This window comes from Chenggangzhangella methanolivorans (genome assembly GCF_019797865.1).
Lineage (GTDB): Bacteria > Pseudomonadota > Alphaproteobacteria > Rhizobiales > Methylopilaceae > Methylopila > Methylopila methanolivorans.
The window spans coordinates 2538529-2564411 of record NZ_CP081869.1 but is presented as its reverse complement, the minus strand read 5'-3'; the positions used below and the strand labels follow the sequence as shown (position 1 = coordinate 2564411).

General features: G+C 64.6%; 23 protein-coding genes, 7 pseudogenes and 1 other annotated feature. Of the genes and pseudogenes, 10 read left to right on the top strand and 20 right to left on the bottom strand.

Annotated elements, in window-relative coordinates:
- Positions 1-67 precede the first annotated feature (67 nt).
- From K6K41_RS13535 to K6K41_RS13510, 5 genes and pseudogenes are all read right to left on the bottom strand, one after another.
- Positions 68-514, bottom strand: a complete 447-nt coding sequence (locus K6K41_RS13535) for a hypothetical protein (protein ID WP_261405448.1) — start codon at positions 512-514, stop codon at positions 68-70.
- Positions 511-2463 carry an AAA family ATPase gene (locus tag K6K41_RS13530; protein WP_261405447.1) on the bottom strand — a complete coding sequence of 651 codons (1953 nt, stop codon included), beginning with the start codon at positions 2461-2463 and terminating at the stop codon, positions 511-513. Before K6K41_RS13530 ends, K6K41_RS13535 begins: the two co-directional genes overlap by 4 nt.
- Positions 2464-2465: 2 nt before the next feature.
- Complete coding sequence (locus K6K41_RS13525) at positions 2466-3125, bottom strand: hypothetical protein (protein WP_261405446.1); 660 nt, start codon at positions 3123-3125, stop codon at positions 2466-2468.
- A 517-nt stretch (positions 3126-3642) separates the two neighbouring features.
- Positions 3643-3834, bottom strand: a pseudogene (locus tag K6K41_RS13515) (SOS response-associated peptidase); the annotation flags it as partial.
- On the bottom strand, positions 3833-4063 hold the full coding sequence (locus tag K6K41_RS13510; protein WP_261405735.1) for an IclR family transcriptional regulator domain-containing protein: 231 nt from the start codon (positions 4061-4063) through the stop codon (positions 3833-3835). The gene K6K41_RS13510 and the pseudogene K6K41_RS13515, both read right to left, overlap by 2 nt.
- 187 nt (positions 4064-4250) lie before the next feature.
- Here K6K41_RS13510 and K6K41_RS13505 point away from each other — a divergent pair, with 187 nt between their 5' ends.
- A complete protein-coding gene (locus K6K41_RS13505) occupies positions 4251-4610 on the top strand; it encodes a DUF1612 domain-containing protein (RefSeq protein ID WP_261405445.1) in 360 nt (119 codons plus the stop codon).
- A gap of 23 nt (positions 4611-4633) precedes the next feature.
- Positions 4634-4762 (top strand): helix-turn-helix domain-containing protein, encoded by a 129-nt coding sequence (locus tag K6K41_RS13500; protein ID WP_261405444.1) that lies wholly within the window; start codon positions 4634-4636, stop codon positions 4760-4762.
- A gap of 3 nt (positions 4763-4765) precedes the next feature.
- Here K6K41_RS13500 and K6K41_RS13495 read toward each other — a convergent pair whose 3' ends face one another.
- From K6K41_RS13495 to K6K41_RS13475, 5 genes are all read right to left on the bottom strand, one after another.
- Positions 4766-5182: a hypothetical protein gene (locus tag K6K41_RS13495; RefSeq protein ID WP_261405443.1), complete on the bottom strand. Its 417-nt coding sequence runs from the start codon at positions 5180-5182 to the stop codon at positions 4766-4768.
- Positions 5169-6212, bottom strand: a complete 1044-nt coding sequence (locus tag K6K41_RS13490; protein ID WP_261405734.1) for a CBASS cGAMP-activated phospholipase — start codon at positions 6210-6212, stop codon at positions 5169-5171. The genes K6K41_RS13495 and K6K41_RS13490 overlap by 14 nt, the downstream gene beginning before the upstream one ends.
- A complete protein-coding gene (locus K6K41_RS31010) occupies positions 6202-6444 on the bottom strand; it encodes a type II CBASS E2 protein (RefSeq protein WP_487308373.1) in 243 nt (80 codons plus the stop codon). Before K6K41_RS31010 ends, K6K41_RS13490 begins: the two co-directional genes overlap by 11 nt.
- A gap of 242 nt (positions 6445-6686) precedes the next feature.
- A complete protein-coding gene (locus tag K6K41_RS13480) occupies positions 6687-7688 on the bottom strand; it encodes a nucleotidyltransferase family protein (RefSeq protein WP_261405441.1) in 1002 nt (333 codons plus the stop codon).
- Positions 7689-7962: 274 nt separating this feature from the next.
- Positions 7963-8451 (bottom strand): DUF2188 domain-containing protein, encoded by a 489-nt coding sequence (locus tag K6K41_RS13475; RefSeq protein ID WP_261405440.1) that lies wholly within the window; start codon positions 8449-8451, stop codon positions 7963-7965.
- Between the two features lie 4 nt (positions 8452-8455).
- Between K6K41_RS13475 and K6K41_RS13470 the strand changes: the two genes are divergently transcribed.
- The 3 genes from K6K41_RS13470 to K6K41_RS13460 all read left to right on the top strand — a co-directional run bounded on the left by K6K41_RS13470 (position 8456) and on the right by K6K41_RS13460 (position 9622).
- Positions 8456-8716 carry a helix-turn-helix domain-containing protein gene (locus K6K41_RS13470; protein WP_261405439.1) on the top strand — a complete coding sequence of 87 codons (261 nt, stop codon included), beginning with the start codon at positions 8456-8458 and terminating at the stop codon, positions 8714-8716.
- Between the two features lie 9 nt (positions 8717-8725).
- Positions 8726-9340, top strand: coding sequence for an ImmA/IrrE family metallo-endopeptidase (locus tag K6K41_RS13465; RefSeq protein WP_261405438.1), 615 nt, complete (start codon positions 8726-8728; stop codon positions 9338-9340).
- A gap of 78 nt (positions 9341-9418) precedes the next feature.
- Positions 9419-9622: a hypothetical protein gene (locus tag K6K41_RS13460; RefSeq protein ID WP_261405437.1), complete on the top strand. Its 204-nt coding sequence runs from the start codon at positions 9419-9421 to the stop codon at positions 9620-9622.
- 36 nt (positions 9623-9658) lie between these two features.
- Here the strand turns inward: K6K41_RS13460 and K6K41_RS13455 are convergent, their stop codons facing one another.
- From K6K41_RS13455 to K6K41_RS13445, 3 genes are all read right to left on the bottom strand, one after another.
- On the bottom strand, positions 9659-10117 hold the full coding sequence (locus K6K41_RS13455; RefSeq protein WP_261405436.1) for a Fic family protein: 459 nt from the start codon (positions 10115-10117) through the stop codon (positions 9659-9661).
- A 66-nt stretch (positions 10118-10183) separates the two neighbouring features.
- Positions 10184-10852, bottom strand: a complete 669-nt coding sequence (locus K6K41_RS13450) for a Fic family protein (RefSeq protein ID WP_261405435.1) — start codon at positions 10850-10852, stop codon at positions 10184-10186.
- A 217-nt stretch (positions 10853-11069) separates the two neighbouring features.
- The gene (locus K6K41_RS13445) at positions 11070-11876 is read right to left on the bottom strand and encodes a DUF3320 domain-containing protein (RefSeq protein ID WP_261405434.1); all 807 of its coding nucleotides are present in this window, start codon (positions 11874-11876) and stop codon (positions 11070-11072) included.
- A 125-nt stretch (positions 11877-12001) separates the two neighbouring features.
- Here K6K41_RS13445 and istA point away from each other — a divergent pair.
- From istA to K6K41_RS13430, 3 pseudogenes are all read left to right on the top strand, one after another.
- A pseudogene (gene istA / locus K6K41_RS13440) lies at positions 12002-13494 on the top strand (IS21 family transposase).
- Positions 13494-14223: pseudogene (istB, locus tag K6K41_RS13435) on the top strand (IS21-like element helper ATPase IstB). Before istA ends, istB begins: the two co-directional pseudogenes overlap by 1 nt.
- 120 nt (positions 14224-14343) lie before the next feature.
- Positions 14344-14820, top strand: a pseudogene (locus K6K41_RS13430) (Na+/H+ antiporter NhaA); the annotation flags it as partial.
- A gap of 18 nt (positions 14821-14838) precedes the next feature.
- Here the strand turns inward: K6K41_RS13430 and K6K41_RS13425 are convergent.
- Positions 14839-16317 (bottom strand): annotated as a pseudogene (locus K6K41_RS13425) (SulP family inorganic anion transporter).
- A gap of 72 nt (positions 16318-16389) precedes the next feature.
- Positions 16390-16444, bottom strand: a sequence feature (sul1 is cis-regulatory element that is thought to sense ions involved in sulfur or methionine metabolism; They are found in Alphaproteobacteria).
- Between the two features lie 87 nt (positions 16445-16531).
- Positions 16532-16789 carry a hypothetical protein gene (locus K6K41_RS13420; protein ID WP_261405433.1) on the bottom strand — a complete coding sequence of 86 codons (258 nt, stop codon included), beginning with the start codon at positions 16787-16789 and terminating at the stop codon, positions 16532-16534.
- A 583-nt stretch (positions 16790-17372) separates the two neighbouring features.
- On the opposite strand from K6K41_RS13420, the gene K6K41_RS13415 reads away from it, so the two are divergent.
- Positions 17373-17696 (top strand): type II toxin-antitoxin system Phd/YefM family antitoxin, encoded by a 324-nt coding sequence (locus K6K41_RS13415; RefSeq protein WP_261405432.1) that lies wholly within the window; start codon positions 17373-17375, stop codon positions 17694-17696.
- A gap of 230 nt (positions 17697-17926) precedes the next feature.
- On the opposite strand, the gene K6K41_RS13410 is transcribed toward K6K41_RS13415, so the two are convergent.
- Both K6K41_RS13410 and K6K41_RS13405 read right to left on the bottom strand, forming a co-directional pair.
- Positions 17927-18235 (bottom strand): hypothetical protein, encoded by a 309-nt coding sequence (locus tag K6K41_RS13410; protein ID WP_261405431.1) that lies wholly within the window; start codon positions 18233-18235, stop codon positions 17927-17929.
- The gene (locus tag K6K41_RS13405; RefSeq protein ID WP_261405430.1) at positions 18199-18705 is read right to left on the bottom strand and encodes a hypothetical protein; all 507 of its coding nucleotides are present in this window, start codon (positions 18703-18705) and stop codon (positions 18199-18201) included. Before K6K41_RS13405 ends, K6K41_RS13410 begins: the two co-directional genes overlap by 37 nt.
- A gap of 504 nt (positions 18706-19209) precedes the next feature.
- Between K6K41_RS13405 and K6K41_RS13400 the strand changes: the two are divergent.
- Positions 19210-20038 (top strand): annotated as a pseudogene (locus tag K6K41_RS13400) (MipA/OmpV family protein).
- A gap of 198 nt (positions 20039-20236) precedes the next feature.
- On the opposite strand, the pseudogene K6K41_RS13390 reads toward K6K41_RS13400, so the two are convergent.
- The 3 genes and pseudogenes from K6K41_RS13390 to K6K41_RS13380 form a co-directional block, all read right to left on the bottom strand.
- Positions 20237-23393 (bottom strand): annotated as a pseudogene (locus K6K41_RS13390) (efflux RND transporter permease subunit).
- Positions 23390-24463, bottom strand: coding sequence for an efflux RND transporter periplasmic adaptor subunit (locus tag K6K41_RS13385; RefSeq protein ID WP_261405428.1), 1074 nt, complete (start codon positions 24461-24463; stop codon positions 23390-23392). Before K6K41_RS13385 ends, K6K41_RS13390 begins: the two are co-directional and overlap by 4 nt.
- Positions 24460-25593 (bottom strand): efflux RND transporter periplasmic adaptor subunit, encoded by a 1134-nt coding sequence (locus K6K41_RS13380; protein WP_261405427.1) that lies wholly within the window; start codon positions 25591-25593, stop codon positions 24460-24462. The genes K6K41_RS13385 and K6K41_RS13380 overlap by 4 nt, the downstream gene beginning before the upstream one ends.
- Positions 25594-25883 lie beyond the last annotated feature (290 nt).

The following is a 25883-nucleotide window of genomic DNA, read 5'->3' as shown; positions in this document are numbered from 1 at the left end:
TTGGACCAATCCCTCTTTCTGGGTTGTAAACAGTCCGGCGCTCCGGATTATAAGTCCGGGCCCATCCTCAGCGGTCTGAGGTCAGCGTTAATGAGGTATTATGCTCCGGCAATTCAGCAGCCGAACGCGCGAGCGTTCCAGCGATTTCGAACATGGCCGGACGCATCCTCTCCATCCGACGAAGGGCTTTAGGGACCGTCGCATGAGCGATTCCTCGTGAGGATAGCCACACGCGCAGCGCGGTCGCGTCCGATGAATTGTCCGTGATTACGGCGCTTGGCCGGTCGTGAACGTTCAAAGCGCGCAGGATGAGGCGTGTTGATGTCTCGAAGGGCGAGACCCCATCAAGCTCGACGTCCAGCCGCCCGGCCATAGGTATCAACAAAGCTTGGCACGAAATGCTTGGTCCGCGGCGGTAGCGATCCAGCAGCCAGGCGTGCGGATCTACCTGCTGCCCCGCATAAGCGCGTTGAGAAACCTTGAGCGTGGATATCGGTTGCAGCGACCGCGTCATGAAGGCCTCCGGTCGGCAAGGCCTTCACCGTCCGGCAGACGGACGCCACCGCACAGCCGAGCGACATCTTCTCCGCGGACAAAGCGACGTTCGGCGAGTAGCGTTGCGACGGCTTCAATCTCGGTTCGGTGCCGGCGAACGAGGTCATTCGCCCGCTGCTGCAAGCGTACAAGATCGCGCTCGACGCCGAACCGAAGCTGTTCATTGGTTGATAGCGTAGATGCCACCCGATCGGCAGCTCCAAGGTATGTCAGCTTTTCGCCAAGCCCGAACGATCCATGTGCGCCCGCCAGCAGCGACGTGGCGACAGCAAGATCTGACGCTTCGACACCGCCAGAACCAGCATCGGCGGCGCCGCAGAGGACTTCATCAGTTGCACGCCCGGCAAGGGTGACGATGACGTAGTCTTCGATGTCGACGAAGGTCATCGGGCGGCGGCGGCGGGAGAAGTTCGTGAGGCCGAGTCCGTCGCCGCTCGAACCGATCTGGACCGCGCCGACTTTGAGGCCCAGAACGCATGCGATCACCGCATGGCCGGCTTCATGCAAAGCGGTCTGCCACAGCAGCTCCTTTTCGATGTTCATCGGCGGCGCAATCGCGATCGCCAAATCTTCGACACGAAGCTCCCGGGAGGCGTCTCGGGCGATCTGGCGAGCTTCGGTGACGATCCTCACGATGTCGGCGCCCGACATGCCCTCGGTCATCTGAGCGAACGGCTCAAGATCGTCCGACGCGAGATCTCGTCCGAGATAGCACCGGAAGATCACCTCACGGTCGGCCTTGTTCGGCAGCTGTATTCTGACGACCTTGTCGAGGCGACCGGCGCGCCTCAGCGCCGGGTCCACCCGGCTGGCGTTGTTGCATGCTCCGATTGTGATTAGGCCGGGGTACCTCAGCGTGCCGTCGATCAGATCAAGGACGCCGTTGACGAAGTTGATCCACCAAGCGGCGTACCTTCCCTCCTGGCTGTCTCGATCGACGATGCTGTCGATCTCATCGATCATCAGGAGCCCGGGGCGATGCGCTCGAGCGGCTTCGATGGCCGCACGCGCGGCCTTCAGCGCGTCGTCGAGGTGACCTTCACCCGAAGAAAGCCAACGTGAGACTGAGGTGGTCTCCAGAGGCAGCTGGGTGGTCTTGGCCAGGGCCATGGCAAAGATGCTCTTGCCGACCCCAGGAGGGCCTTCTAGGAGGATGCCCTTGGGAAGATCCTTCAGCGAAATCCCGGGATCTCCCCGGCGGAGCCGCTGTATGTCGCGCGCGAGCGCCAAGCCCCAGGATTTGGCCGCTCCATAGCCGGCGAGCTCGGAAAGCTCGGGAATGCCGTCCGAGGTCTGCGCCGTCCGGGCCGCTGCAGTTCCTTTCAGCCGCTTTATAGTTTCGGCCAGAGACGCGCCCGGTCTCACGGCGAATGCGATCGCTGCCAGATTGAGGACGTCAGGAGCGCCTATTGCATCAATGGGAGCGGCTTCTTCGTAGAATTCACCCAGGGCGCGAGCGACGTCGGCAGGCGTCGGTTTCGGCACCACGATCCAGCGATCGCAGTTCCGTACCAAGATCCCCGGCAGTTGCCGTTCCGGATCTGCCGCTACCGCGATCACGGATCTGCCCCGCGCAATCTCGCCGGCGATAACCTGGGCCTTGTCGTCGAGGAAGGTCGATCGGCGAGTTGAGGTTTTCGCCTCGGAGCGGAAAAGGTGCGGGTCCGAGCGGGACGTGTCCGAAATACGCCGAGTGATGAGTTCGCGGATAACCTCGACGATGGGATCGACCCAGCTTTCCGAGGGCGCCTCGATCACCCATGCAAGCGGTTGCTTCAGAAGCCGCTCGAAAGACTCGGCCTCCGTCGCTTCAGCTATGGCGTGCTGGACCAGGCGCTTGGCGAACGACGTTTCTCCGAGCTCCTTTTCATTCGCTTCATCAAGCTCGTCGTTCTCGGCAGGACGCATGGTCACCGCTCCACTTGGCGTTCAGAGATCGAGGACATCGGCGTGATCGCCGTTTCGAAGTTGATGGTCAGCAGCCCGCCCGCGATGAGGGCGAACACGACCCCGACCGGATCCGGTGCCCGGACGACGGCAGCGCAGTCCTCGAGTGTGGCGAGAGGGTCTTCGCGCACCAGAGTCAGGACCGAGAACCGGTCGCGGGCGGCGACGGACATGTTGGCGCAGCGGGCAACAAGCTTGCAGTTGTCCAGGAAGGGCCTTCGGCGGATCCATCTCTGGCTGAGTAGGCGAACGGGCTTATCCCCATTGATGGCCGAGGATTTCCTGAAATTCCACAGACGTTTGCGGATTTTTGCGTCGTACCATATCCGCATCGGGGCCAAGATTACGACCATGACGCCCTGGGGGCCGCGGACGGGAATCGGAATTATCTCCGTCGTGCCGAGCAAGGATTTCAAGCGCTCGGCGGCGCTCTCAAAATCGCAGTCCCTCAGCTGGTACTGGGGCAGCGCTTGGATTACGGCGTGAACCTCATACGACAGACGATTCAAATCCTTCTGGCGGCGCCTTTGGCGCTCGCGGAAGGACCGTTTTCCATCGTAATCAGGGATTGGACGTATGATGGGTGTGTCGAGAAGCACGGCGCCCTCTTCCTCGGTCTGCATGGCCGGAAAGTTCGATTGGGGGCGTCGTGACGGAACTCGGGACGGCCGATCCACACGCGAATGAGTCTGAGCGGACTGCCGGTATCGTCGGGTGCGCGCTCTACGTCGTTCCGGTCTTGGAGCCGGGTAAGATCTTATTACATCAACTGCCGAGAGTGGAGAAGAGCCAAGTTGACAATATGTCAACTGAAGCGAAGGCATGGTAAACGAACGGCAAATCAAGGCGGCCCGAAGCCTTCTGGACTGGTCGCAACATGAGCTCGCTGAGCGCGCAGGAGTTGCGCGCTTTACGCTGATCAAAATCGAGTCCGGGGACGCTCGTCCCCAAGAGGCGACGGTCGCCAAGATCGTCGATGCGCTGGAGAAGGGTGGCGTCACCTTCTTCGAAGCCGAAGGCCATATAGGCGTCTCGGCGAAACGTTGATGCAGCTCGAGACGGCGTTTGGGCCGGTAGGGTGCCTTTGAAGCGAAGCCACCCGTCACCGCCCGAGATCCAAGGCATCTGTCGTTCCGGATATTTCTTGGCACCCTTCGCCACGACGACAAGCGCTGCGGCAGATAGAGGGCGCTGTAGCGCTTTAGCCTCGTCCCAGTCGGCGCGCATCCATACGTCGATCTCGTCCGCTGTCCTGAGGATGATCGGCATGGCCTTGGGGTGCACTGGCGCCACCACTGCGTTCTGCCCGGTCGTGAGAAAGCCGTAGAGTTCAATTTCGCTTCCCAACCCTAGGTCGCTTTTCGGACGCACGACCAAGTGGTCTTCGGCGGCGGCCATCATGTGCGCCGATCGAGCGAGAGACCGCCAACGCTCCCAACCGAACAAGGTCTACGAAAATCTTGATCTTCTCGTCGGAGAAGCGATGCGTCGGTCCAGACATCGAGATACCCGCCACAACTTCTCCCTGAGCGGCCATTATCGGCGCCGCGACGCAACGCATGCCCATTGTACGTTTCTGATCATCGACGGCGTAACCTCGGTCAAACGCGCAAGCGCGAGATCCTCGCGAAGCTGCTCCAGGTCCGCGATGGTCTTCACCGGTCGGACGCCGCTCTCTGCAAGACCGACCGAGCCTGGTCTACGATCTCGACTGGAACGAGGACGCGCGCCTCGCCGCGTGGCGGGGCGTGGCCGGGGAGACCAAGGTCTTGCCGCCTACGCTCGCGAGCGCGATCGCGCTCGACGCCTGGAACGAGATCGCGCCGCTGCAGTCGCAAAGCTGCCTTGGCCGCTTGTTGGCCGCCGAGCTGCTGCGCGGACGCGGCAAGACCCGCGCCCACCTTGGCTCTCTTTCACTGGGCCTCAAGGCGCCGCCCCAGCAGAGGCGCTGGAAGCGCGATCCAGCGACCCGGCTCGATGTCACAATCGAGCGCTTAGGGACGGGGCAGAAGCCGGTCTCAAGGAGCATTACCGGCTCTCGAGCATCCGAGAGCGACTCACACGGCGCGCCGGCGATCGCCGTTCGAACTCCAGCCTGCCGGGCCTGATCGAGCTCGCGATCGAGACACCGGTGGTCACCGCGGCCCTGATCGCCGCGCGCCTCACGGTCACGCCGCGGGCCGCGCTCGGCCTCGCGCAGGAGCTCGGGCTGCGCGAGTCGACAGGACGCAAGCGCTACCGTGCCTGGGCCGCGGCCTGAGCCTCATCGCGCAGCGGCGAGCGCAAGCCCAATAAGGTCGCGACGGTGCTCGGCCGAGAACGCCGCGCCGAGCGAAAGGCCGATCGCGTCGTCGCCCCTGTCAGACGCCTGGAGCGCGAGAAAGCCGCGAGCCGTCAGGCCGACCCGCTCGACCATGCGCGCGCCCAACTGGCCCGGCTCGAAGGCGATCAGGCCGGCGGAGGCGAGCCACAGCAGCGAGGCCTCGACAAACGCTTCGCGGGTCGCGCCCGACGGATCGGCGTCCGGCAGGCCTTTATCGGCCAGAACGTCGATCTCGATGTCGAGCGGGATCGGGAACGCCGCATGGAGTTTGATCAAAAGCGCCGCGGCGACGTCGGCGAACAGGTCGACATTCGGTACCATCAGATCCTTGGCCTGCGCCGCCTCACCCAATGTCATGCCCGCGTATGATGACGCTCTCTCGCGGCTCGGCGACATCTACAAAAAACCGGGCGATATCGGACGCCGCCTCGTCAAGATCTCTGGCGGCGCATGACGGCAACCTGTCGAAGGCGTCGTCATAATCGTCCATCTCGACGTCCGCGTCCGATCCCGAGGGTTCGATCCGCAGACAGCGTTGCGGACCGAGAAGAAGCTTGGCCTGGGCCGTCGCATTGTCGGTCGTGAGAAACATCGCGGCCCTGATGGCCTCCCGCCACGCGATAAGGCCTCTGACGGCCTGGCGCCGACTCAAACTGAAGGGTGGGTTGCCCGTGCCGATACTCAGGACATCGATCTGATCGAACCCGAGCTCATAGGCGGACAGCGCATCGACCAGAGCGACCATCACCGGGTTGTTCGCCCAGACGCCGCCGTCGACGAAGATTCGCCCGCTCTCCTCATGCTCCATCCCCTTGAGATAGGTGGGGGCTGCGGACGTAGCGCGCGCGACCTTCCAGGCGGGCGTCGCGTGGTCGTTGCGGAAATCCGCGTGATGGTCGGTCTTGAAGACGGCGATCTCGGTCTTCGGCACCATGAAGGCCGGGAGGACCAGGCGGCAGCTCGACTCGCCCAGCAGTCGATCGCCGAACCGGCGCCTCAAGGCGGACTCCAGTTCCCGATGATCGAGCTTGGTCCGCAGCATCGCGCGACAGAATCGAAACCAGCGCGCGAGGCGCCCGCTTGGCATGGGCGGAAATATCTGTCGGCCGTCTACGCGGTAAAATTCGGCGATATCCTGAACCGTCAGGCCAAGACCCAGGCCGAGACCGATGATCCCTCCGGTCGAGGTGCCGGCGACCATGTCGAAATAGCTGGCCAGCGGTCGTCCGCCCGCAAATCTCTCCTCCGCCAGGCGCAGCAATTCGGCGGTGTAAACGCCTTTGATACCCCCGCCGTCGAGCGCCAGGATCTTGAACGGTTTGCCGGTCGGCCACGGCTGGCGAACCCGTTGCGTCGGTAGGGTGTTGGCGCGTCGATCAGTGAACATCGCCAATATCGCCGCCCGCGGCCTCCGCCTGCGCCACGCTTTCAGGACCGACGCTCGGCGCCAACCACTCGCCGGTCATGTGCCAAAGTTCATAATAGGTGAGCCATTCCGCCGTCCATCTCACGGTGGTCTCGGCGATGAGATCTCCGGCCGACCATTCGCGGACCTTCGGGTCGAATAGACAGAGGCCCGAGCGCTCGGGGTTGTCGCCGTTGTAGAGGAGATGCGGGATCGCCGAGAAAGGTCACGCCCGGCCGCGGCGTCAGCTTCGGCGCCTCGAGCGTGACATAGGGCAGGCCAAGCGACGGCCGCCAGACGATCCCTACCGTGTAGGGCTGCGCCTTGGGCCGCAGGGGCCCGATCCAGATCAGCGTTCCGTCGCCGAGCTTCGTCGCTGCGAAATCCGGCCAGAGCGACGCCATGGCGCCCAACTGCGCATGCGGCGACCGTTTTGGGGAAATCGGGTCTCTCGACTCATCTGATCTTGACGGCCCGCCCGGCATGGAAGTTGTGCCGCGGCACCTCGACCAGCGGCGCCGACGCCGGAGCAATCGCCGGCGCATAAATGCCGCCCGTGCGCGGCGCCGAGAGGATGGGCGCGCCGGTGTCGCGTCGGTCGTAGCGCTTGGCCAGAACCGCGCGCTGCTGTTTGCCGATGCGCTCGCCGAACAGTTCGTCCACGATGGCGGCGATTTCGGCCAGGGGCGCCGTGGCCATCTCTGCAAGTCGTTCGCCGAGATGTTCGAGCGCCTCGGCAAGCGTCCTCATGTCGGTCTCGCCCGGCTTGCCCGCGCGCGGCCAGCGGTCGGTGATCCGATCAGGCGGATAGGAGGGGTTGAGGTCTTCGGGCTGCGTCCCGGCATCGAGGTGGTCCCGCATGATCTTGGCGGTGTCACTGGCCAGCACATAGAGCTGCGCGGTCAGCCCCTGCGGAATGTAGCCGATATCGGCGGCCCTCTTGGTGACGTAGATCGACGGCGGACGCGGCGTCGCCGCTCCGGCATAGCTGATGTTCAGATTGCGCTTTAGGAGCTTGAGCGCGACGGCCTGCTGGGCGTCGAGGCGGCTCGGGATCATCGGCGGTAGGTCGTCCTGCTCGGCCTTGGCGACGACAACCGCTTCGCTCGCGTCGAGCACCGGCAGGCGGTCCCTCCCCACGTCCTGGCGGTGACGGCGCAGAGCTTCGGTGAACGGCGCGTCGCCGACGCCGACAGTGAGCCGGAACCAGCCCGTAAAACCCCAAGGATTGGACGACACACGCATCGACGCTCCGGTGTCGGGCGAATGGAAGATCTCGCCGGCGCGAGGGATGGCAAGCCGGGCTCGACGGTCGAGGATCGCCACGTCCATGTGCATGAAGGGAAACTGGATCTGGACGCAGCGAGTCCGGCGCACGATCGCGGCCGCGCCGGGGAACCCCTGGAGCGACTCCTCGAGAAGGTCGAGCGCATGATCGTCGTCCCAGTCAGCCGGCACGTCGATCTCGACGATCGCATCGACGTCGAACCTGTCGTCATCGGTTCCGCTGACGATGGTGGTGCTCGTCGCGATCGACCCCTGGGAGTAGATCCGGCTCTCGCCGTCGACCAGGTAGGGGCGCAGCTTGCTGCGCTCACGCTCCAGATGCGTTTTCAGCAGTCGATAGCGATTGTCCGCTACCCGACGGTCGCGCGGCTGAGCTCGATCAGCGCCGCGACGTCCAGCAGCACCTCGTCCGCGGTGTCCGGCTTCAGGAGCGGGTTGGGCTCGGTCATCGCAATCTCCTCAAAGCTGGGCGTCGTGGCTGAAAAAAGAAGGACCGCGTCGGGCGGACGCGGTCCTGATCGTCAACCCTTGGGCGGGTTGGATCGTTTCCGTGGCTGTCGCTCTGGCCGATCCTGCCGTCGCGATTGTGGATGCGGAGCTCGGTGCCCTGGTTGCGGCTGACCTGGCGTCCGTAATCCACCGCGGTCTGTTTGACATCGAAGTGACCCGACGCTCGCTCGCCGCCGCCGCGCTTCACGTCCCAGCCGCCATTGGGGTTCGGCACGACATGGTGGCTGTCGGCCCGCGCTTCTGCGCCATGACGCTTTCTCCTATAAAAACCGGCAACATAAATACGCCTACTCCGAACAACATGGGGGGGCGGATGCGCCTTGTCAACAACGCGCCATATCGCTACTCTGAACATCGATTTGCGGGAGAAACGCGCCTTGAGCACGCCATTGGGCGAAAAGATAAGAAACCTGAGAAAAGCCAAGGGCTTGACGCTCGACCAGCTCGCCGAGCTCGCAAGCTCGAGCAAGAGTTACATCTGGGAGCTCGAAAACAAGAACCCGCCCCGTCCGTCCGCAGACAAGATCGCCAAGATCGCCGCGGTTCTGGGCGTCACGTCGGATTATTGCTTTATGCAGATAGCGAACTTGGCGTGGAGACCGCCAAGACGAGGCGTTTTTTCGAAAATACCGGAAAATGGACCCTTTGGTGAAAGCGAAGATCCAAAAGATGATCCAGCTGATCGGTGACGACGACGCATGAGCGCGGCGTTCGGGCCCGAACGTTGGGCCATTGAGCTTACGCATGTGCTGAACGCGGTGTTCGGGCCGGAGCATTTCCCGATACGGGTCGCAGATCTCGCGCGCGAGTACTCAGCGCAGCGCTTTCCCGACGATCCCGTGGTTCGGGTCGCAGGAGACGATCTTCCGGGGTTCGAGGGCGCTCTCTACCGCGCGAAAGGCGGCCGCAAGGGCTGGGGCATCATCTACAACGACGCCATCACGTCGCGCGGCCGCATCAATTTCACCCTAGCGCACGAGCTCGGCCACTATCTGCTTCACCGTCACGATCACCCGCAAGGTTTCACCTGTGGGGACCGCGACATGACGGGTTGGGACAGCGAATACGCGCGGCTCGAGCAGCAGGCCAACGTGTTCGCGGCCAACCTTCTGATGCCGCGAGACGATTTCGCCCGGCAGATTCCGGCCGACGCCCGGATCGACCTCGACATGATCCGTCATTGCGCCGACCGCTACCAAGTCTCGCTGATCGCAGCCGCGTTACGCTGGATCAGCCACACGAGCCGACGCGCAATCCTGGTCGTGTCGCGCGACGGCTTCATTCTCTGGCGCGCTCCAGCGACGCCGCCTTGAGAACCGGCGCCTTTTTTCGCACCTCACAAGGTCCCATCGAGATCCCCGCGACCTCGCTCCCGCAGCAGACGCAACTGCTTGTCGACGGACGCGGCGCGCTCGACCACCGCGGGCGTGTGGCTTCGCGAGCCGGTGAGGGAAATGACGCTGGTCGCGGAACAGTATGATTTCGCCGTTTCGCTCCTAGCGCTCAGCGCTGCTCCTCCACGATTTGCCGAGGCGCTCGACGATCCCGACGCCTATGACCGGCTCGCCGCGACCGAGCCTCGGCGGATGTGGTGACTGGCGCGCTCGCCCTAAGAGGCGCGGGCGCGCCTCTTAGGTTTCTGGATAGAGGCGCGGAAACAGCGACTCCAGCGCACGGGCGGGAAATCGTAGAGAGACGGGCCCCTTCGGCGTGTCCGAGGCGAGTAGTCCTTCTCCGACGACGTCGTTGAGGACCCGGCGCGCGGAGCGTTCGGGCAGCCCCGTGATTCTGGGGGCTTCGCCTCTGTCGAACTCGCCACGCAACAACGCCTCCTCGAGCATCCGCGCAGCTTCCGGCTTCAGGTTTTGGCTTCGCTCGACATAAAGCCTCAGTCGTCGCGCTAAGGCATTCAGATCGAACAGGCCCGACATGAAGACGACCTGGTCGAGACAAACCCTCAAGAACCAGACCGTGAACTCGATCAGCGCTCTCTGAGATAGGTTTCCTCGCCCGTCGAGATCGCCCTGCCGCGGCGTATCGGCGAGTCCATCATGCGCCTGTATCGCCCCGACTTTCCAGACCGCGAGCAAGGCCTCTCGAGACCGACCAGAGTCCGTGCGCTCCAATACCGGCCCTGTGCGCCATGGCATGGCTCATCAAGCGGCTGACCCTGCCGTTGCCGTCCGGAATGGGTGAATGAAGTTGAGGCGATGATGCGCCGCCGCGATCGCCACGACACGACCGGACGCACCCAATCGATCGAACGGGAACCGATTTTCGAAATGGCTCATGAAGTCGCCGACCCGGTCGCTGCCAGGGGGAATGTGACGCCCAACGGCGACATCGTGTTCCGCGAGCGAGCGCCACGCGCCCGGCTCCATCCTGAACTGGCGATCTGCGCCCCGGATCGTCAGCATCGCCTCGGGCGCGTCGCGATAAAACTCTCGGTGCAGGCGCCGAACGAATTCCGCAGAAGCCGGCTCCGGCAGGGCGTTCTCCGCAGCCAGTCGATCGATCTCCGCCTGAACCCGAACATGCGCCGCCGCCTCGAGTTGAAGGTTGCGACGCCCCTCGTCGGCATCGAATTCGCCAACAAGCGCGCGCTCGATGTCCCGCGGGCGCGTGTCATGGCCCTCGATTAGGTTTGAGTAGTAGGTGTTCATGACGCGAACGAGGTCAGCCAAGTTCGCCGCCGTCAGCGGATGCAAGGCGCGGCCGAGCACCGCTGACGCGCCCACAAGCTCCGCGACCACGTCGGCGATCTCCGCGGTCGGCTCCTCCAGCCGCGCAGGCTCCATTCGATTGACGGTTTCAATTTCAGGCATAATCTGGCCGATCTTCCGAATGAGAAGATTGACCGAATATCATTTTATTTCAATAGGCATACCCAGTGTTGGCCGATCATTTGGCCGGTCTCATGGCCGATGTTCTGGCCGATTTCTCCCCTTAAGTCGGCCGAGATGATCGACCGGTTCCGCGACGCCTTTCAGAGGACGAACTCACCTTCATTTGCTCTAGGCACATTCGCCGCCCCGGGCGACGTTACGAGACCGGGGCCGGCGCTGCTTTCGACGTCGCAACCAAGAGGTCGCCGGATCGGCTCAGTTCAGAGGCGTCCAGAAGCGTCTTCACCTGAGCGAGGATCACGTCTCTGAGCTGCGCGCTGGTCGCTTTAAAGCCGAGCAGACGCGAGACCGTCAGCACGACCTCGTCCTCGGTAGCTCCGAAGTTCGTCGACACAACGTGGCGCACGGCCTCCTTGAGCTCGTCGGGCGGCAGCATCTCGGGCTTGCGCAACGTCGTCGACTGCACGTCCCTGCGGTCTCGGACCTTGGCGCCCGTGCCCGGCACCTTAAGGAAGCGCCCGAGCGACCACGAGACCCGGCCAGAGCCGGCGGCGACATCCGCGGCGCGCTCGATTGCGGACTGGATCCTGTTGCCCGCGCGCTGCAGCCCCCACGCCGAGCGTATCCGGATTGTCACTTCTTCGAGGTGTACAGGCCCCTCGGTCGCCACGACCTGCGCGACGAGCTCGGCGAGCAGCCCGACCGGGGCATCGTGGAGCTCGTAGCGGAAGTCGGCCGTGGGCGAGGCCTCAACATAGAGGCGGTCGGCGAGGCCGTCCTCGGCCTTGTCGGCGAGACCGATCTCGACGACATCGCCCCGGTCAACCGTGACGATCTCGACGTCCACCGCCCGCTTGCGCGCGGCGCCGGCCTCCAGGCGCTCGGCGAGCTCGACCTTCGCGGCCTCGATCGCCGTGCAGAGGCTATGGAGCTCCTCCTGAGGGCGCTGAAGCCAATCGTAGCTCCAGAGCCTTCGGATCACCCAGCCGTGGTCCTCGAGCACAGTCTGGCGTGTGATCCGGCGTGGAATTTTGACCCCCTAGGTTGGGGGATCGGCGTCCAATTTTGACCCCCTGAGGCGCGCGTTGCGCATGCTGCCTGTCTTTGTCGAGGACAGGCGGTTGGGGGATGAAGTGCGTGGACACGATCGCGCGGATCCGCCGCGAGCATTTTGTGCGCGGCAAGACGATCAAGGAGATCGTGCGCGAGCTGCACGTGTCGCGGAACACGGTGCGGAAGGTGCTGCGGTCGGGCGCCACGGCGTTCGAATACGAGCGCGAAGTGCAGCCGCTTCCGAAGCTCGGGCCCTGGCGTGACGACCTCGGCTGCTGATGGAGAACGAGGGACGGGCGGCGCGCGAGCGGCTGACGCTGATCCGGATCTTCGAGGCGTTGCGGGCGCTGGGCTACGAGGGCGGCTACGACGCGGTCCGGCGCTACGCTCGCGGTCGGCAGCGTGAGCGGTCGTCGTCATCAGCGGCGTTCGTGCCGTTGAGCTTCGATCCGGGCGAGGCCTACCAGTTCGACTGGAGCCACGAGATCGTCCTGATCAACGGCGTGACCACGACCGTGAAGGTCGCGCACGTCCGGCTCTGTCATTCACGGATGATGTTCGTGCGGGCCTATCCGCGCGAGAGCCAGGAGATGGTGTTCGACGCCCATGACCGGGCGTTCGCCTTCTTCAAGGGAACCTGCACGCGCGGGATCTACGACAACATGAAGACCGCGGTGGAGACGATCCTGGTCGGTCGCGCTCGCGCCTACAATCGACGCTTCCTGCAGATGTGCAGCCACTATCTGATCGACCCCGTGGCCTGCACGCCGGCGTCGGGCTGGGAGAAGGGTCAGGTCGAGAACCAGGTCGGGCTGGTGCGCGAGCGGTTCTTCACGCCCCGTGTCCGGGCGCAGAGCTATGAGGAGCTGAACGCCTGGCTGCTCGATCAGGCGATCTCGTACGCCAAGGCGCACCGTCATCCCGAGTTCGCGGACCAGACCGTGTGGGAGGCGTTCGAGGCGGAGCGCCCGAGCTTCGTTCCCTATGCCGGGCGGTTCGACGGCTTCCACGCCGTGCCGGCGTCGGTGTCCAAGACCTGCCTGGTCCGCTTCGACAACAACAAGTACTCGGTCGCCGCGAGCGCGATCGGCCGTCCGGTGGAGATCCGCGCCTACGCTGACCGGATCGAACTACGCCAGGACGGCCGGATCGTCGGCGACCACCCGCGCTGCTTCGGCCGCGGCCAGACCGTGTTCGATCCCTGGCACTACGTGCCCGTGCTGGCGCGGAAGCCCGGCGCGCTCAGGAACGGAGCGCCGTTCAAGGACTGGGTGCTGCCGGCCGGGCTCGAGAAGGTTCGACGCAAGCTCGCGACCGTTGAAGACGGCGACCGTCAGATGGTCGCAATCCTGGCCGCGGTGCTGAGCGACGGCTTATCCGCGGTCGAGGCCGCCTGCGCCGAGACGCTGCGTGAGGGCGTCTGCTCGGCCGACGTCGTGCTGAACATCCTCGCCCGGCGCCGGGACCCCGCGCCGCCGGTCACGATCATGACGCCCGAAGCGTTGCGGCTCGCCGTCGAGCCCACCGCCGACTGCGCCCGATACGACACCCTCAGGAGAGCTGTGTGATGGAGCGTTCCGCGATACTGACCACCATGGGCGAGCTCAAGCTCTACGGCATGAAGGCCGCCTTCGACGAGATCATCACGACCGCCGTGAAGCGCCAGCACGAGCCTCAACGCATCGTCGGCGACCTGCTCACCGCAGAGATCAGCGAAAAGCAGGCGCGGTCGATCAAGTACCAGATCACCATCGCCAAGCTGCCGCTCGCTCGCGACGTCGAGGACTTCTCCTTCGACGGCACGCCGATCAACGAGACGCTGATCCGCGACCTCGCCAGCGGCGAGTTCCTGGCTCACCAGCGCAACGTCGTCCTGGTCGGCGGAACCGGGACCGGCGAAGACCCACCTCGCGATCGCGATCGCCCGGGCCTGCATCCGCGACGGCGCCCGCGGCCGGTTCTTCAACGTGGTCGACCTCGTCAACAAGCTCGAGGCGGAAGGCCGCTCATCCCGTCAGGGCCGCATGGCCGACTACATGAGCCGCCTGGACTTCGTGGTCCTCGACGAGCTTGGCTACCTGCCGTTCGCGCAGTCCGGCGGACAGCTCCTGTTCCACCTGATCAGCCGCCTTTACGAGCAGACCTCGATCATCGTCACCACCAACCTCGCCTTCGGGGAATGGCCGAGCGTGTTCGGCGACGCCAAGATGACCACCGCGCTGCTCGACCGGCTCACCCACCACTGCGACATCGTCGAGACCGGCAACGAAAGCTGGCGCTTCAAGAACCGCGCCTGAGCTCCGTCCCAGACCCCAGCCCACTGGACGTCGATCCCGCCGACGCTGCGCAACCCCGACCAGCTCCGCGCCGGCGGGATCGACACCGCTCACCCAGCTTCAGGGGGTCAACATTGGACGCCGATAGAGGGTCAAAGTTCAGTGCCGATTGACACACTTCACCGGCTCGAGCACGCGCTGCATGGCTTCGTGCCGTTCGTGGTGATCCCGATATTCGGCTTCGCCAACGCTGGCGTGTCGTTCGCGGGCATGACCGCGGACGCGCTGACCGACCGCCTGACGCTCGGCGTCGCGCTCGGGCTGCTGCTCGGCAAGCTGGTCGGCGTGTTCGGGAGCGCCGCGCTCGTCATACGCCTCGGATTCGCCGACCTGCCCACGCGGGCGAGTTGGCCGCAGCTCCTTGGCGTGTCGATGCTCTGCGGCATCGGCTTCACGATGAGCCTCTTCATCGGCCTGTTGGCCTTCGCGGACAACGTCGAACTCCAGAATGAGGTGAAGGTCGGCATCCTGCTGGGGTCGTTGACCGCTGGCCTGATCGGCTGGCTGATCCTGCGGTTCGCGCAGCCGGAACGGGTTCCGGCCGCACGCGTCGCCTGAGGGCGCCTCCGCCCGCCGTCAGTGGACCGCGAGCGGATCCACAGCGCCCGGCTTGTCGTGAACCCCGAGCCTGTCGACGATGGTGGCGCTCGCCTGGTTGAGGCCGGCGACCTCGACCTCGGCACCGAGGCGGCGGAACTTCATCACCACCGAGCGCGGCCACCCCGGTCAGGTCCCAGACATGGGCGCGCGTCACGTCAATGCGCACGCGCTTAACGTCAGGCACGAAATCGAAGGCGTCGACGAAGGCGCCGGCCGAGCCGAAGAACACCTGTCCCTCAACCTCGTAGGCCTGCTCGGTCCCGTCCTCCGATGAAATCGGGCGGACGGTGAAGGAGTGCGACACCTTCCAGGCGAAGAACGCCGCCGACAGCGCGACGCCCCGAGCACGCCGATGGCGAGGTTGTGGGTCCCAATGGTCGCGACGGTCGTCGCCAGCATCACGACGCTCGACTGCCAGGGATGGGTGCGCAGATTTCCGATCGACGACCAACTGAAGGTGCCGACCGAGACCATGATCATGACGGCGACCAAAGCGGGCATCGGGATGATCCGAACCCAGTCGCTCAGGACCACGATGAGGAACAGCAGGAAGGCGCCCGCCACGAAGGTTGAGAGCCGCCCGCGCCCGCCGGACTTCACGTTGATCACCGATTGGCCGATCATCGCGCAGCCGGCCATCCCGCCGAAGAAGCCCGTGACGAAGTTGGCGATCCCCTGGCCGACACACTCGCGGTTCTTGTCGCTGCGCGTGTCGGTCATCTGGTCGACGATCGAGGCCGTCATCAGGCTTTCGAGCAGTCCGACGGCCGCTACCGCCACCGAATAGGGCAGGATGATCCGTAGGGTCTCAAGCGTGAGCGGCACGTCCGGCAGCAGGAACATGGGCAGCGTCGAGGGCAGCTCGCCCATGTCGCCAACCGTGCGCAGGTCGAGGCCGAACACCAGCGAGACCGCGGTCAGAGCGAGGATGCAGACGAGCGGCGACGGCACGGCGGTCGTAAGGCGTGGCAGCAGGTAGATGATCGCGAGTCCCGCCGCGACCATCACGTAGGTCAGCCACGGCACGTTCGTCAGCTCAGGGAGCTGGGCCATGAAGATCAGGATCGCGAGCGCGTTCACGAACCCCGTCATCACCGATCGCGAGACGAAGCGCATCAGCACGCCGAGCCGCAGGAGCCCGGCGAGGACCTGAAGGATCCCGGCGAGCACAGTCGCAGCGAGCAGATATTGCAGGCCGTGCTCGCGCACGAGCGTGATCATGAGCACGGCGGTCGCGGCGGTTGCGGCCGAGATCATGCCGGGCCGGCCGCCGACGAAGGCGATCAGGCAGGCGATGGAGAAGGACGCGTAGAGGCCGACCTTCGGGTCGACGCCGGCGATGATGGAAAAGGCGATGGCTTCGGGGATTAGGGCGAGCGCGACCACGATTCCGGCCAGCACGTCCGCACGGACGTTGCCAAGCCAGTCGCGTCGCACTCTTTCAAGTGCGGTCATTATGAGGTTCCGGATCGAAGGGAGCGCGCCCGCGCCGCGATGCGGCGTGAGGCTTTGGCTCTCGGGCGCGTGATGTAGCCCGGGGATAGGCGCCGGGATGAGCCACCCGGGCAAGGCCGGGTCCGTCGAAGAGCGCCACCATGCCTGCGCGCGAGCGGATCGACAAGATCATACGCCGCGATGCAACATCTTCGCATCGGTTCGTCAGAACGGATCAGGGGGCCTTCCAGTCTCCGCCGCGTTCCGATCGGCCTTTGAACGCGGCCGCGAAGTCGTCGGACGCGACCTCTTCGGCGATCGCGCGCAGCGTCGCCGCGGCGGGCGCGCCGAGCAGGCGCTCGACCCGGGCGTTCGCATCGACCCACAGGGCGATGCCGTGACCGAGCTTGTCGCGGCCCGCGGTGGTGAGCGCGGCGTGCTTCGATCGCTTGTCGCGCGCGTCCGCGCAGCTCGACGAGGCCGTCCCAAACAAGCGGCCGCAAGGCGTGGGTCAACGCCGAGACGCCGAGGTCGAGGCGGCGCGCCAACGCCTGCAGCGTCGGCCCGCGCTCGCTTCCAAGGCTCTGGATGCGCCACAACTTTGCGACGATCGAAGGTCAACGGGCGCTGTACCAGGACAACTTGTCTGGCTCGGCGAACTAGACCGGCCTTCGGAGGGCGATCTTAAATCGGCCCTCCGCCGTCAGGCTATGGCCTCGGTCGTCGGTCTTAATCAAGACCAGCCTAGAAAGCCTTTTACGCAAGTCCTTCGGTTCCGCAGGAAACTAGAGCGCGTTTCTGCTAATAGGCTGTCAGCCTCGCGCCTTTGGCGGTGTCTAGCCGTGTTTCTCGGCTGGCGCGGGCTGACCCTCCAGGCTCTGTGCTGATGCGGGAAGTTTGTCGGCGATTTTTCGGCCAAACCGTAGATCTAGATAGACCTCGATTTCGTCGCTGCACATGGTGTGACGGCACGGAAGTGCGATGGTTGTCGACAGATTGCGCCTACCATCCGCTCTTCAACGCTTGCACTTGCGGTGCTTAAATTATATTATTTACATAATTATAGGGAGGCTACCATGCAGGCGTTCAGAGTGCAGGACATGCAAAAGCAGGCTTCGGTTCTCCAGGAAGCGGCAATGTCAGAGCCGGTGATCATCACTTATCACGACCGTCCGAGGTTGGTCTTGATGTCGATGCAGGAGTACGACCGCCTTCGGGGCAGGCGCCGTGTGGTCGGAGCCGCAGGCGAGCTGACTGGTTCTGTCATCGACCAGATCGAAGCCCTCGCGGAGGCCGATGTTGACGCCGAAAACTCCAGAAATGGAGAGCTCGTCGACTTATGGCCCGCGTTCCTGATCCAGTTGCAGGCCTGGTTTTCCGCTATGGCCACGTTTAGCTGAAGGATTACCTTCAGGAGAAAATAGATCCAGTAAAGGATCGCCCTGCGTGCATCATCGCCCGTGTCGCTGAAGGCGGCGAAACAGGCCTAATTGTTGCCAACGGTGAGAAGCTGGAGCCGGGCGATGTTATCGTTCTGCCGATAACCACGACCCGACCAGATGCGGATGCAATTACTGTCGAGCTTACCGCCGACGACAAAAGAGGATGCGGCCTCGACCCCGAATATTCGTCATGGGTCGTCGTATCGGAGTTCAATGCCGATATCTGGCCAAACGCTGATCTCAGCCTTGTGCCGGGAACGGAGAGGTTCGATTTCGGTATAGCGGCTCCTGGCTTGAAGAAGCGAATTGCCCAAGGATTTCGCGAGGCCCTCCGTCTGCAGCGACAGATTGGCGTAAAGCGATAGCATCTTCTTCATGTCGGCGGGAAGCGGCGCACCAGCTTCAGAGACGCGGATCCGTAGCGCCTCGCGCCGCGCCGCTCTCCCGGCGTTCGAGCTCGTCAGCGCGGCGCCGCTGCGATCGGCGCTGGCGCACACGCCGTCGGATCGGCTAGGACAGCCAGAAGCGCGGCGCGTCGCGCCGTAACGGACGTCGCCAGGGCGTCGATCTGCACGGCGAGGTCCGCATCGCGTGACGCGATCTGCTCACGTCGCGTCGGCCAGTCCGTCGCGGTGAAGCGATCGATCGCGGGGGCCTCCGCGGCCGCCGTGGCGACGTCGACCTCCGAATATTCGCGCGCGGCCGCCCAAAGCCGCCGCCAGGTGTCCTCGCCGACGCCCTCGAGCGGCTGATCGGAAAACAGATCAGCGGCCCGAAGGCTTGCGGCGCGCCTTGCCTCGACCGCCCGAGCGCCGAGCGCGCGGGCGGAGTCAAGTGCGGGGTCGCAGAGTGCCTCCGACAGTCGCATGCAGTCGCCGGCCAGGCCCTTCGTCCAATCGATCAGCGCCGTGACGTCGGCCTGAGCGCTCGCCCGCGAGGACTTCGTTCTCAAACTGGGAACGGTCATCTCCCAGTTCGGCCTGCATGCTCGCGTAACTCACACTTTTCGCTCACGTGTGCCGACCGGCTAAGCGCGGATGCGGCACCATACCAGACCAAGGCTTGCCACCTGGAGTTAGCCTGACGCATGTGTGAGAGCATGCTGAATCAGGCTGTCGTCTTCCCACGGACCACTTCATTCTGAATGGCGGCGAGCAAGACTTAGTGACGCGCCAATTCTTGCCGGAAAAGACCGCGCTTCCGCGCCGTCAAACCATATGCGCCAATCCTGTCGTGGCTGAGTCAAATCAACCACTTGAGGGAGACGTTGCCGACAAACTTCCCGCATCAGCACACCTCCAGTTCAGCACCGTCCACAGCCACAAGGAACGGCGCCCGGATACCGTCGCCCAAATGCAACGGCGCAGGAATCTCGACGCAGCCAGACCCTTTTTGATCCTTCGGCGAACTATGTGGGTCTAGATAATGCCTCAAAATCGGGTCGGGCCCGTTCAACAGACAGGAACATGTGATGCGCCGCAGCTTGCCCCTCGTTGTTTCCGCCGCCGTCGTCGCGTTCGCTGCGCAGGCGCACGCCGCCGACATGGCGCTCGAGGAGCCCGCCGTCGCAGTCGCCCCGATCGACGTCTGGGTCGCGACGATCAAGGGCACTGGGTTTTACCAGCCGCGTTTCGAGGGCTCGAAGGAGTACTCGTTCTCCGGCGCGCCGGGGCTTAGCATCCGCCGCGCCGACGAGCCCTATAAGATCGGCTCGCCGGACGACGGCATCGACATTGCGCTCATCAACACGCCGAGCATCCAGTTCGGCCCGACCGCCCGCATCCGGTCCGAGCGCGATTCGAGCAAGGTGAGCCGCTTCCGCGGCATGGATGACATCGATTACGGCATCGAGCCGGGCGCATTCCTGGAATACTACCCTAGCGAGTTCATCCGTCTGCGCGGCGAAGCGCGATACGGCCTGTGGGGCAGCGAAGGCTTTTCCGGCACGCTCGCCGCCGACGGAATTTTCATCCATGACCGTCTGACGTTCTTGATCGGACCGCGCCTCGAACTCGGCGACAACAAGTTCACCAATACCTATTTTGGCGTCAGCGGGCGCGAAGCGGCCCGCGGGCGTCTCGAGCTACAAGGCCGACGGCGGCGTGAAGTCGGTCGGCGCCGCGGCCTCTGCCACGTACCAGCTCACCGACGCCTGGAGCGTCACCACCTTCGGCCGCTACGACCGCCTCACCGGCGACGCCGGCAAGAGCCCAGTCGCCAAGACGCTAGGCACCAGGAACGCCTTCACTGTCGGACTGGGCGTCGGGTACTCCTTCGCCTGGGACGGCTTCAAGTTCTGATCGGCGGCTTCCGCCCTCCCGCCGTCGACTGGAGGGCGGACATCGAAAGAGCCCGGCTTGAGCCGGGCTCTTTGCGTTTCGCCCTGTCAGGGACTGCCAGCCTCGGCGGTCGTGGACAATCCCTTACAGGGCTGCGCCTTAGGGCTCCGGTTAAGGCGCCGGCCGCGTCCGGGGCAACAGATGGAGGAAGGCTGAAGTTCATGGCCTACTCACACCGCGAGCTGGCACGGCGACCCGGCGGCCGCCATCACGACTTAGCCTCAGCCTCCCGCGCTTCGGCTCCTTGAGCCGGAACCAGGCGACGTAGAGCGCCGGCAGGAACAGCAGCGTCAGCACCGTGCCTGCGATGATACCGCCCATCATAGCGAACGCCATCGGACCCCAGAAGATCTGGCGAGCGATTGGGATCAGAGCGAGGCTCGCGGCGGCCGCCGTTAAGAGAATCGGCCGCATCCGGTGTTCGGAGGCCTCGATCACGGCCGTCCAGCCGTCGACGCCCTCGCGTCGCAGCTCCTCGATCTGCATGACCAGGATCACCGAGTTGCGGATCAAAATGCCGATGAGCGCCAGAACGCCGAGGATCGCCACGAACCCGAGCGGCGCGCCGCTCGGCACGAGCGCCGCCACCACGCCGATGGCCGAGCGGCGCTACGACCATCACGAGGAACAGTCTGGCGAAACTCTGCAGCTGGAACATCAGGATCGTGGTCATGGTCAGCAGCATCACCGGGACCACTGCGATGATCGGCCCCTGACCCTTGCCGCTTTCCTCCACCGCGCCGCCGATTTCGAAGCGATAGTCCGACGAGAGCTGCGAGGTGACGGGATCGAGCTTCGGCGCGAGTTGCTGCACGACGGTGGCGGGCTGGACGTCTCCGATCACATTCGCCTTCAGTGTGATGGTCGGTACCCGCTGCCGGCGCCAGACGATCGGCTGCTCTGATTGATACGAGAGGTTGGAGATCGCCGCGAGCGGAACTGTCTGGCCGTTCCCCGTGCGGATCTGTAGGTTCTGCATCGCCTCGATCGACGAGCGATCGACGTCGCGTGCGCGCGCCATGACGTCGATCAGATAGATCGAGTCGCGCACTTGCGTGATGGTCGAGCCGCCGACGATCCCGTTGAGCGCCGTCGAGATCGATTCCGAGGTGACGCCGAGTTGGGCGGCCTTGTCCTGAAGCACGTCGACTTTCACGACACGGCCAGGGCGTTCCAGTCATAGATGACCGGCCCGAGGCCCGGGTGCTCGCCCATCACGCCCGCGATTTCTGCGCGGCCTCGCGCGTGCTCTGTATGTCCGGCCCTCCGATGCGAAACTGCACGGCGCGGCCGACCGGTGGCCCAATGTCAAGCAGATGAACGAAAGCGTCGGTCCCGACGAAGTCGCGCCGCGCAATCTCGGTGAGCTTTGTCCTTACCCGCTCGCGCGCCTCGAGCCCCTTCGTCACGATGACGATCTGCCCGTAGTTCGGGCTCGCCGGCTGGACGTCGAAGGACAGCAGAAATCGAAGCGCGCCTTGGCCAACATAGGACGACCAGTGATCAATGTCGGGGTCGCCTGCGAGAACCTTCTCGAACCTGTCCATCTCGGCGCGGGTTTGCGTGATCGAGGAGTTCTGCGGCGCGGTCCAGTCGACAATGATTTCGACGCGTTCCGACGACGGAAAGAACTGCTGCTGGACGAAGCGCATGCCAAACACCGCGCCCGCGAAGATCACGACCGTCGCCGCGATCGTGATCCACTTCCAGCGCACGGACAGCCGCAGAATTCGTTCGAACAAGCGGGTGAAACGGCCCTTCGTCTCCGCGTGTTTCTTGAGAGTCTTGGGCAGCATGGCGACGCCCAGCAGCGGCACGAACAGCACCGCCACCACCCACGACACGATCAGCGCCGCCGCGATCACCACGAACAGGGTGAAGGTGAACTCGCCGGCGCCGCCATTGTTAAAGGCGACGGGAAAGAAGCTGACGATGGTGACGAGCGTGCCTGTCAGCATCGGAAAGGCCGTGTGGGAGTAGACGTAGGTCGCGGCCTTCTCGAGCTTGTCGCCGAGTTCGAGCCTCGCGATCATCATCTCGACAGCGATCATGGCGTCGTCGACGAGCAGGCCAAGCGCAATGATCAGCGCGCCGAGCGAGATGCGCTGCAGCGACACGCCGAAGAGTTTCATCGCAAGAAACGTGATCGCGAGAACGAGCGGGATGGTGACCGCGACCACGAGCCCCGCGCGAACCCCGAGGCTGATGAAAGTGACGATCAGGACGATGACCACGGCTTCGATCAGCGCTTCGACGAAGCCCCAGACGGCGTCGGCGACGAGCTCGGGCTGGTCCGAAACTTTGTGCACCCCGACCCCGATCGGCAGATCGCCCTCGATCTGGCGCATCTTTTCGGTCAGCTGCTCGCCGAACGTCGTGAGGTTCGCGCCGGGCTTCATGCCGATAGCAAGGCCGATGGCGGGCTCGCCCTTGTAACGAAACAGCGCCTGCGGCGGATCCTGGTAGCCGCGGGTGATGGTGGCGACGTCGCCAAGGCGGAAAAAGCGGTCGTTGATTCTGAGGTTGATCGCCCTCAGGCTGTCCTCGGAGGCGAAAGAACCCGAGACCCGAACGCTGACCCGTTCGCCCTTGGCCTCAATGACGCCCGACGCGTGATGGCGTTCTGCCCCTGAAGGGCGTCCGTCACCATCTTCTGCGTGATGCCGAGCGCCGCGACCTGTCGGGTCGAGAATTCGAGGTAGATCACCTCGTTCTGCGCGCCGACCAGCACGACCTTGCCGGCGTCGCGCAGCGTCAGGATTTTTGATCGAACATCCTCGACATGGTCGCGCAACTGGCGCTGGGAGAGCCCGTCGGACGTGAACGCGTAGATGTTCCCAAAGACGTCGCCGAAGTCATCGTTGAAAAAAGGCCCCTGCACACCGGACGGAAGCTCGGACTTGATGTCCTGAATGATATTCCGGATCCGGACCCAGTAACCTTGCACAGATTTCCCGGGCGTCGTGTCCTTCAGAAACACATAGAGAGTCGTGCGGCCCGGCGCGTTGATGCTCTTGACGTAATCGAGCGCGTCGATCTCCTCGAGCTTCTTCTCGATCCGCTCGGAGACCTGGGTCATTGTGTCTTCGACAGTGGCGCCCGGCCAGGTCGCCTGGATCACCATGGTCTTGATTGTGAAATCCGGGTCTTCGGCCCGGCCCAGGCTGTAGTAGGACACCAGCCCGGCGATCACGAAGACAAGCATGAAGTACCAGATCAGCGAACGGTGACCGAGCGCCCACACCGAAAGATTGAAAGATCGGCGATCGTCGTCTTGTGCGGCGCCGCCTCGCGGCGGCTCGTTTTCCACCCTCATGGCTCCTTGCCCGTTCTGACCGCCTGACCTTCGGAAAGGCTGTTGGCGCCGGCTGTCACCACGCGCTCTCCAGGAGACACGCCGGCCGACAACCGCACCGTCCGGCCGTCGCGATCCGCGATCTCGACCACGACGCTGCGCACGGTCGCGCCGTTTCCGTCGACCAGCCAAACCCGGTTCGCGCCGTCGCGTTGGAAGACGGCGGTCTGCGGCAGCTCGATCGACGAGCCGCTCCTTTGGGTCTCGGGCGATGCAGATACCGTGGCTCCGAGCCTGAACGCCTCCTGCGGGCGATCGAGCGTGATCCTGATCCGCCGAAGACGCGTGGCGACATCGGCGTCCGGCGCGATCTCGCGCACCTTACCGGACGAGCGGACGGACGGATCGGCTTGCAGACTGACGTCGAACGGCGCGCCGGGCTCCAGCGTCCGGGCGATGTCGTCCGGCACGTCGACGACGGCCTCCCGAACGTCGGTCCGCGCCAGCGTCATGATGCGCATCCCCGGCGAGGCGATCTGGCCGACCTCGGCGTAGACGCCCGTCACCACGCCGTCGAGGTCGGCGGTCAGCGTCGTATAGCCAAGCTGTTCTTTGGCCTTAGCGAGTCGCGCCTCGGCCTGTTGCACAGAGGCGCTGGCGGCGTCGACCGCCTGCTGGGCGCCGTCTAGGACGGCTTGGGACGACACGCCCTGCTTGACGAGCGTCAGGGTGCGGAGCCTCTGGGCGCTGGTCTTTTCGAGCTGCGAGTTCGCGGTCACGAGCTCGCTCTGGGCCGAGCGGACGGCGAGCTGGTAAGCTAGCGGATCGTTGGTCGCGATCGTCTGTCCGGTCTTTACGAAGTCGCCGACATCGACGTTACGGGTGATGATGCGTCCAAGAACCTGAAAGGCGCGATCGGTCTGGTAGCGGGGCTGCACGACCCCGGCGAAACCACGCTTGCGTTGGTCGGCAAGCTCGGCCACGACCGACAGCACCGGTCGCACGATGGGGGCGGCAGGAGGCTCGCCGCCGTCGCAGCCCGACAGCAGAGCCAACGAGCCCAGCGCGAGCAGCAAGCGTCCGCACTTCATGATGCGTCCTGGCCGGCCGGCGGGTCGCCGTCCATTTTTATATCCACGATCTGGCCTGGCGCTAGAAGCTGGCCGCCATGCGTGACGACCAGTTCACCAGGTTTCAGCCCGTCATCGAGAAGGAGCTCGCTCGTCCGGTAGCCGAGCACGTCGACCTGCCGTAGCGAGGCCGTCTTGCTCACTGCGTCGACGATCCAGACAGCGGGCTTGCCCTTGACGGTGAAGAAGGCGGTCCATGGCAGCACGATCGTGTCGGTCGGCTTAAAGCGCCCGGCGCCCTGTACCGGCGCGCCCAGGGTCATTTCCGGCGGCGTGTCGTCGATGCCGATCTTGACCCGAACGGTGCCGCGCGCAGCGTCCACGGTCGGAGAGATTTCGCGAACCGTGCCCACCGTCTTGATTGAGGGATCGGAAAGCAGCGTGATCTCGACGCGCTTGTCGCCGGGCGGCTTGGCGGTAAGAGCCTCGAAGACTTCGAAAACGGCGTCGCGTGGTCCATCCTGTGCGACGGTGTAGACCGCCTGCGCGACCGCCACGACTTGTCCAACCTCGGTGTTCCGTGCCGTCACCACGCCATCGGTGTCAGCCCGCAGCTCTGTGTTGGCCAGCGCGTCCTCGACGGCCCCGAGAGCGGCTCTAGCTCCGTCGTGCCCGGCCTTCGCGCCGTCAAGCGCCTGCTTGGCGTTGTCGAAGTTAGGACGCGTGGTAAAGCCTTGGGCGATGAGGTCCTTCTGGCGCGAGAAGGTCGCCTCGGCCTCCTTGAGGCTCGCCTCGGCGGACGCCACGCCGGCCTTGGCGGCGCTGACGTCGGCGTCCTGCTGTCTAGTCTCCAGCTTGGCGAGGACCTGTCCCTTGGCGACACGGTCTCCGACCTCGACATAGCGACTGGCCAGCCGCCCCTCGATGCGGAATGCAAGCTCGCTCTGGATCCGCGCCGCAATTTGTCCCGTGAGAGCGACCTCCTGCACGAACCGGGACAGCGTCACCGGCATGACGCGAACCGCCGTCGGGGGTTTTTCGGGCGGACGAGGGGTCTCTCCGCAGCCGACCAAAGAAATGCAGGCGGACAGCAGGAACGCGGCTGCCGCGGCGCCTTCCGCTCGGCCTTCGCGATAGCCGAACAGGACCATGCTCACCCACCGGCAGGTCTTGGACCTTACACTCAAAATCATCGCCCTGGAGAAGCGCGGCTGGCCGACGAACGCGGCTCAGCGCAACGGTTTGGTAAGCGCACCTGGGGACGTTTGTGGCGGCCCAGCTCTAAAAGTAAACCTGCAGCTTTGCGGTCGTGCCGTCCGTCCTCGTTCAGAGACGCTGTGGGCGGCGGCTACGTCCCAGATATGATACTGCGCGGCGGGAGGTTCGGATCGGTCGCCTCGTCGTATCTCTTGCAGGTTTTGATGTGTTTTGACCTGCGCCG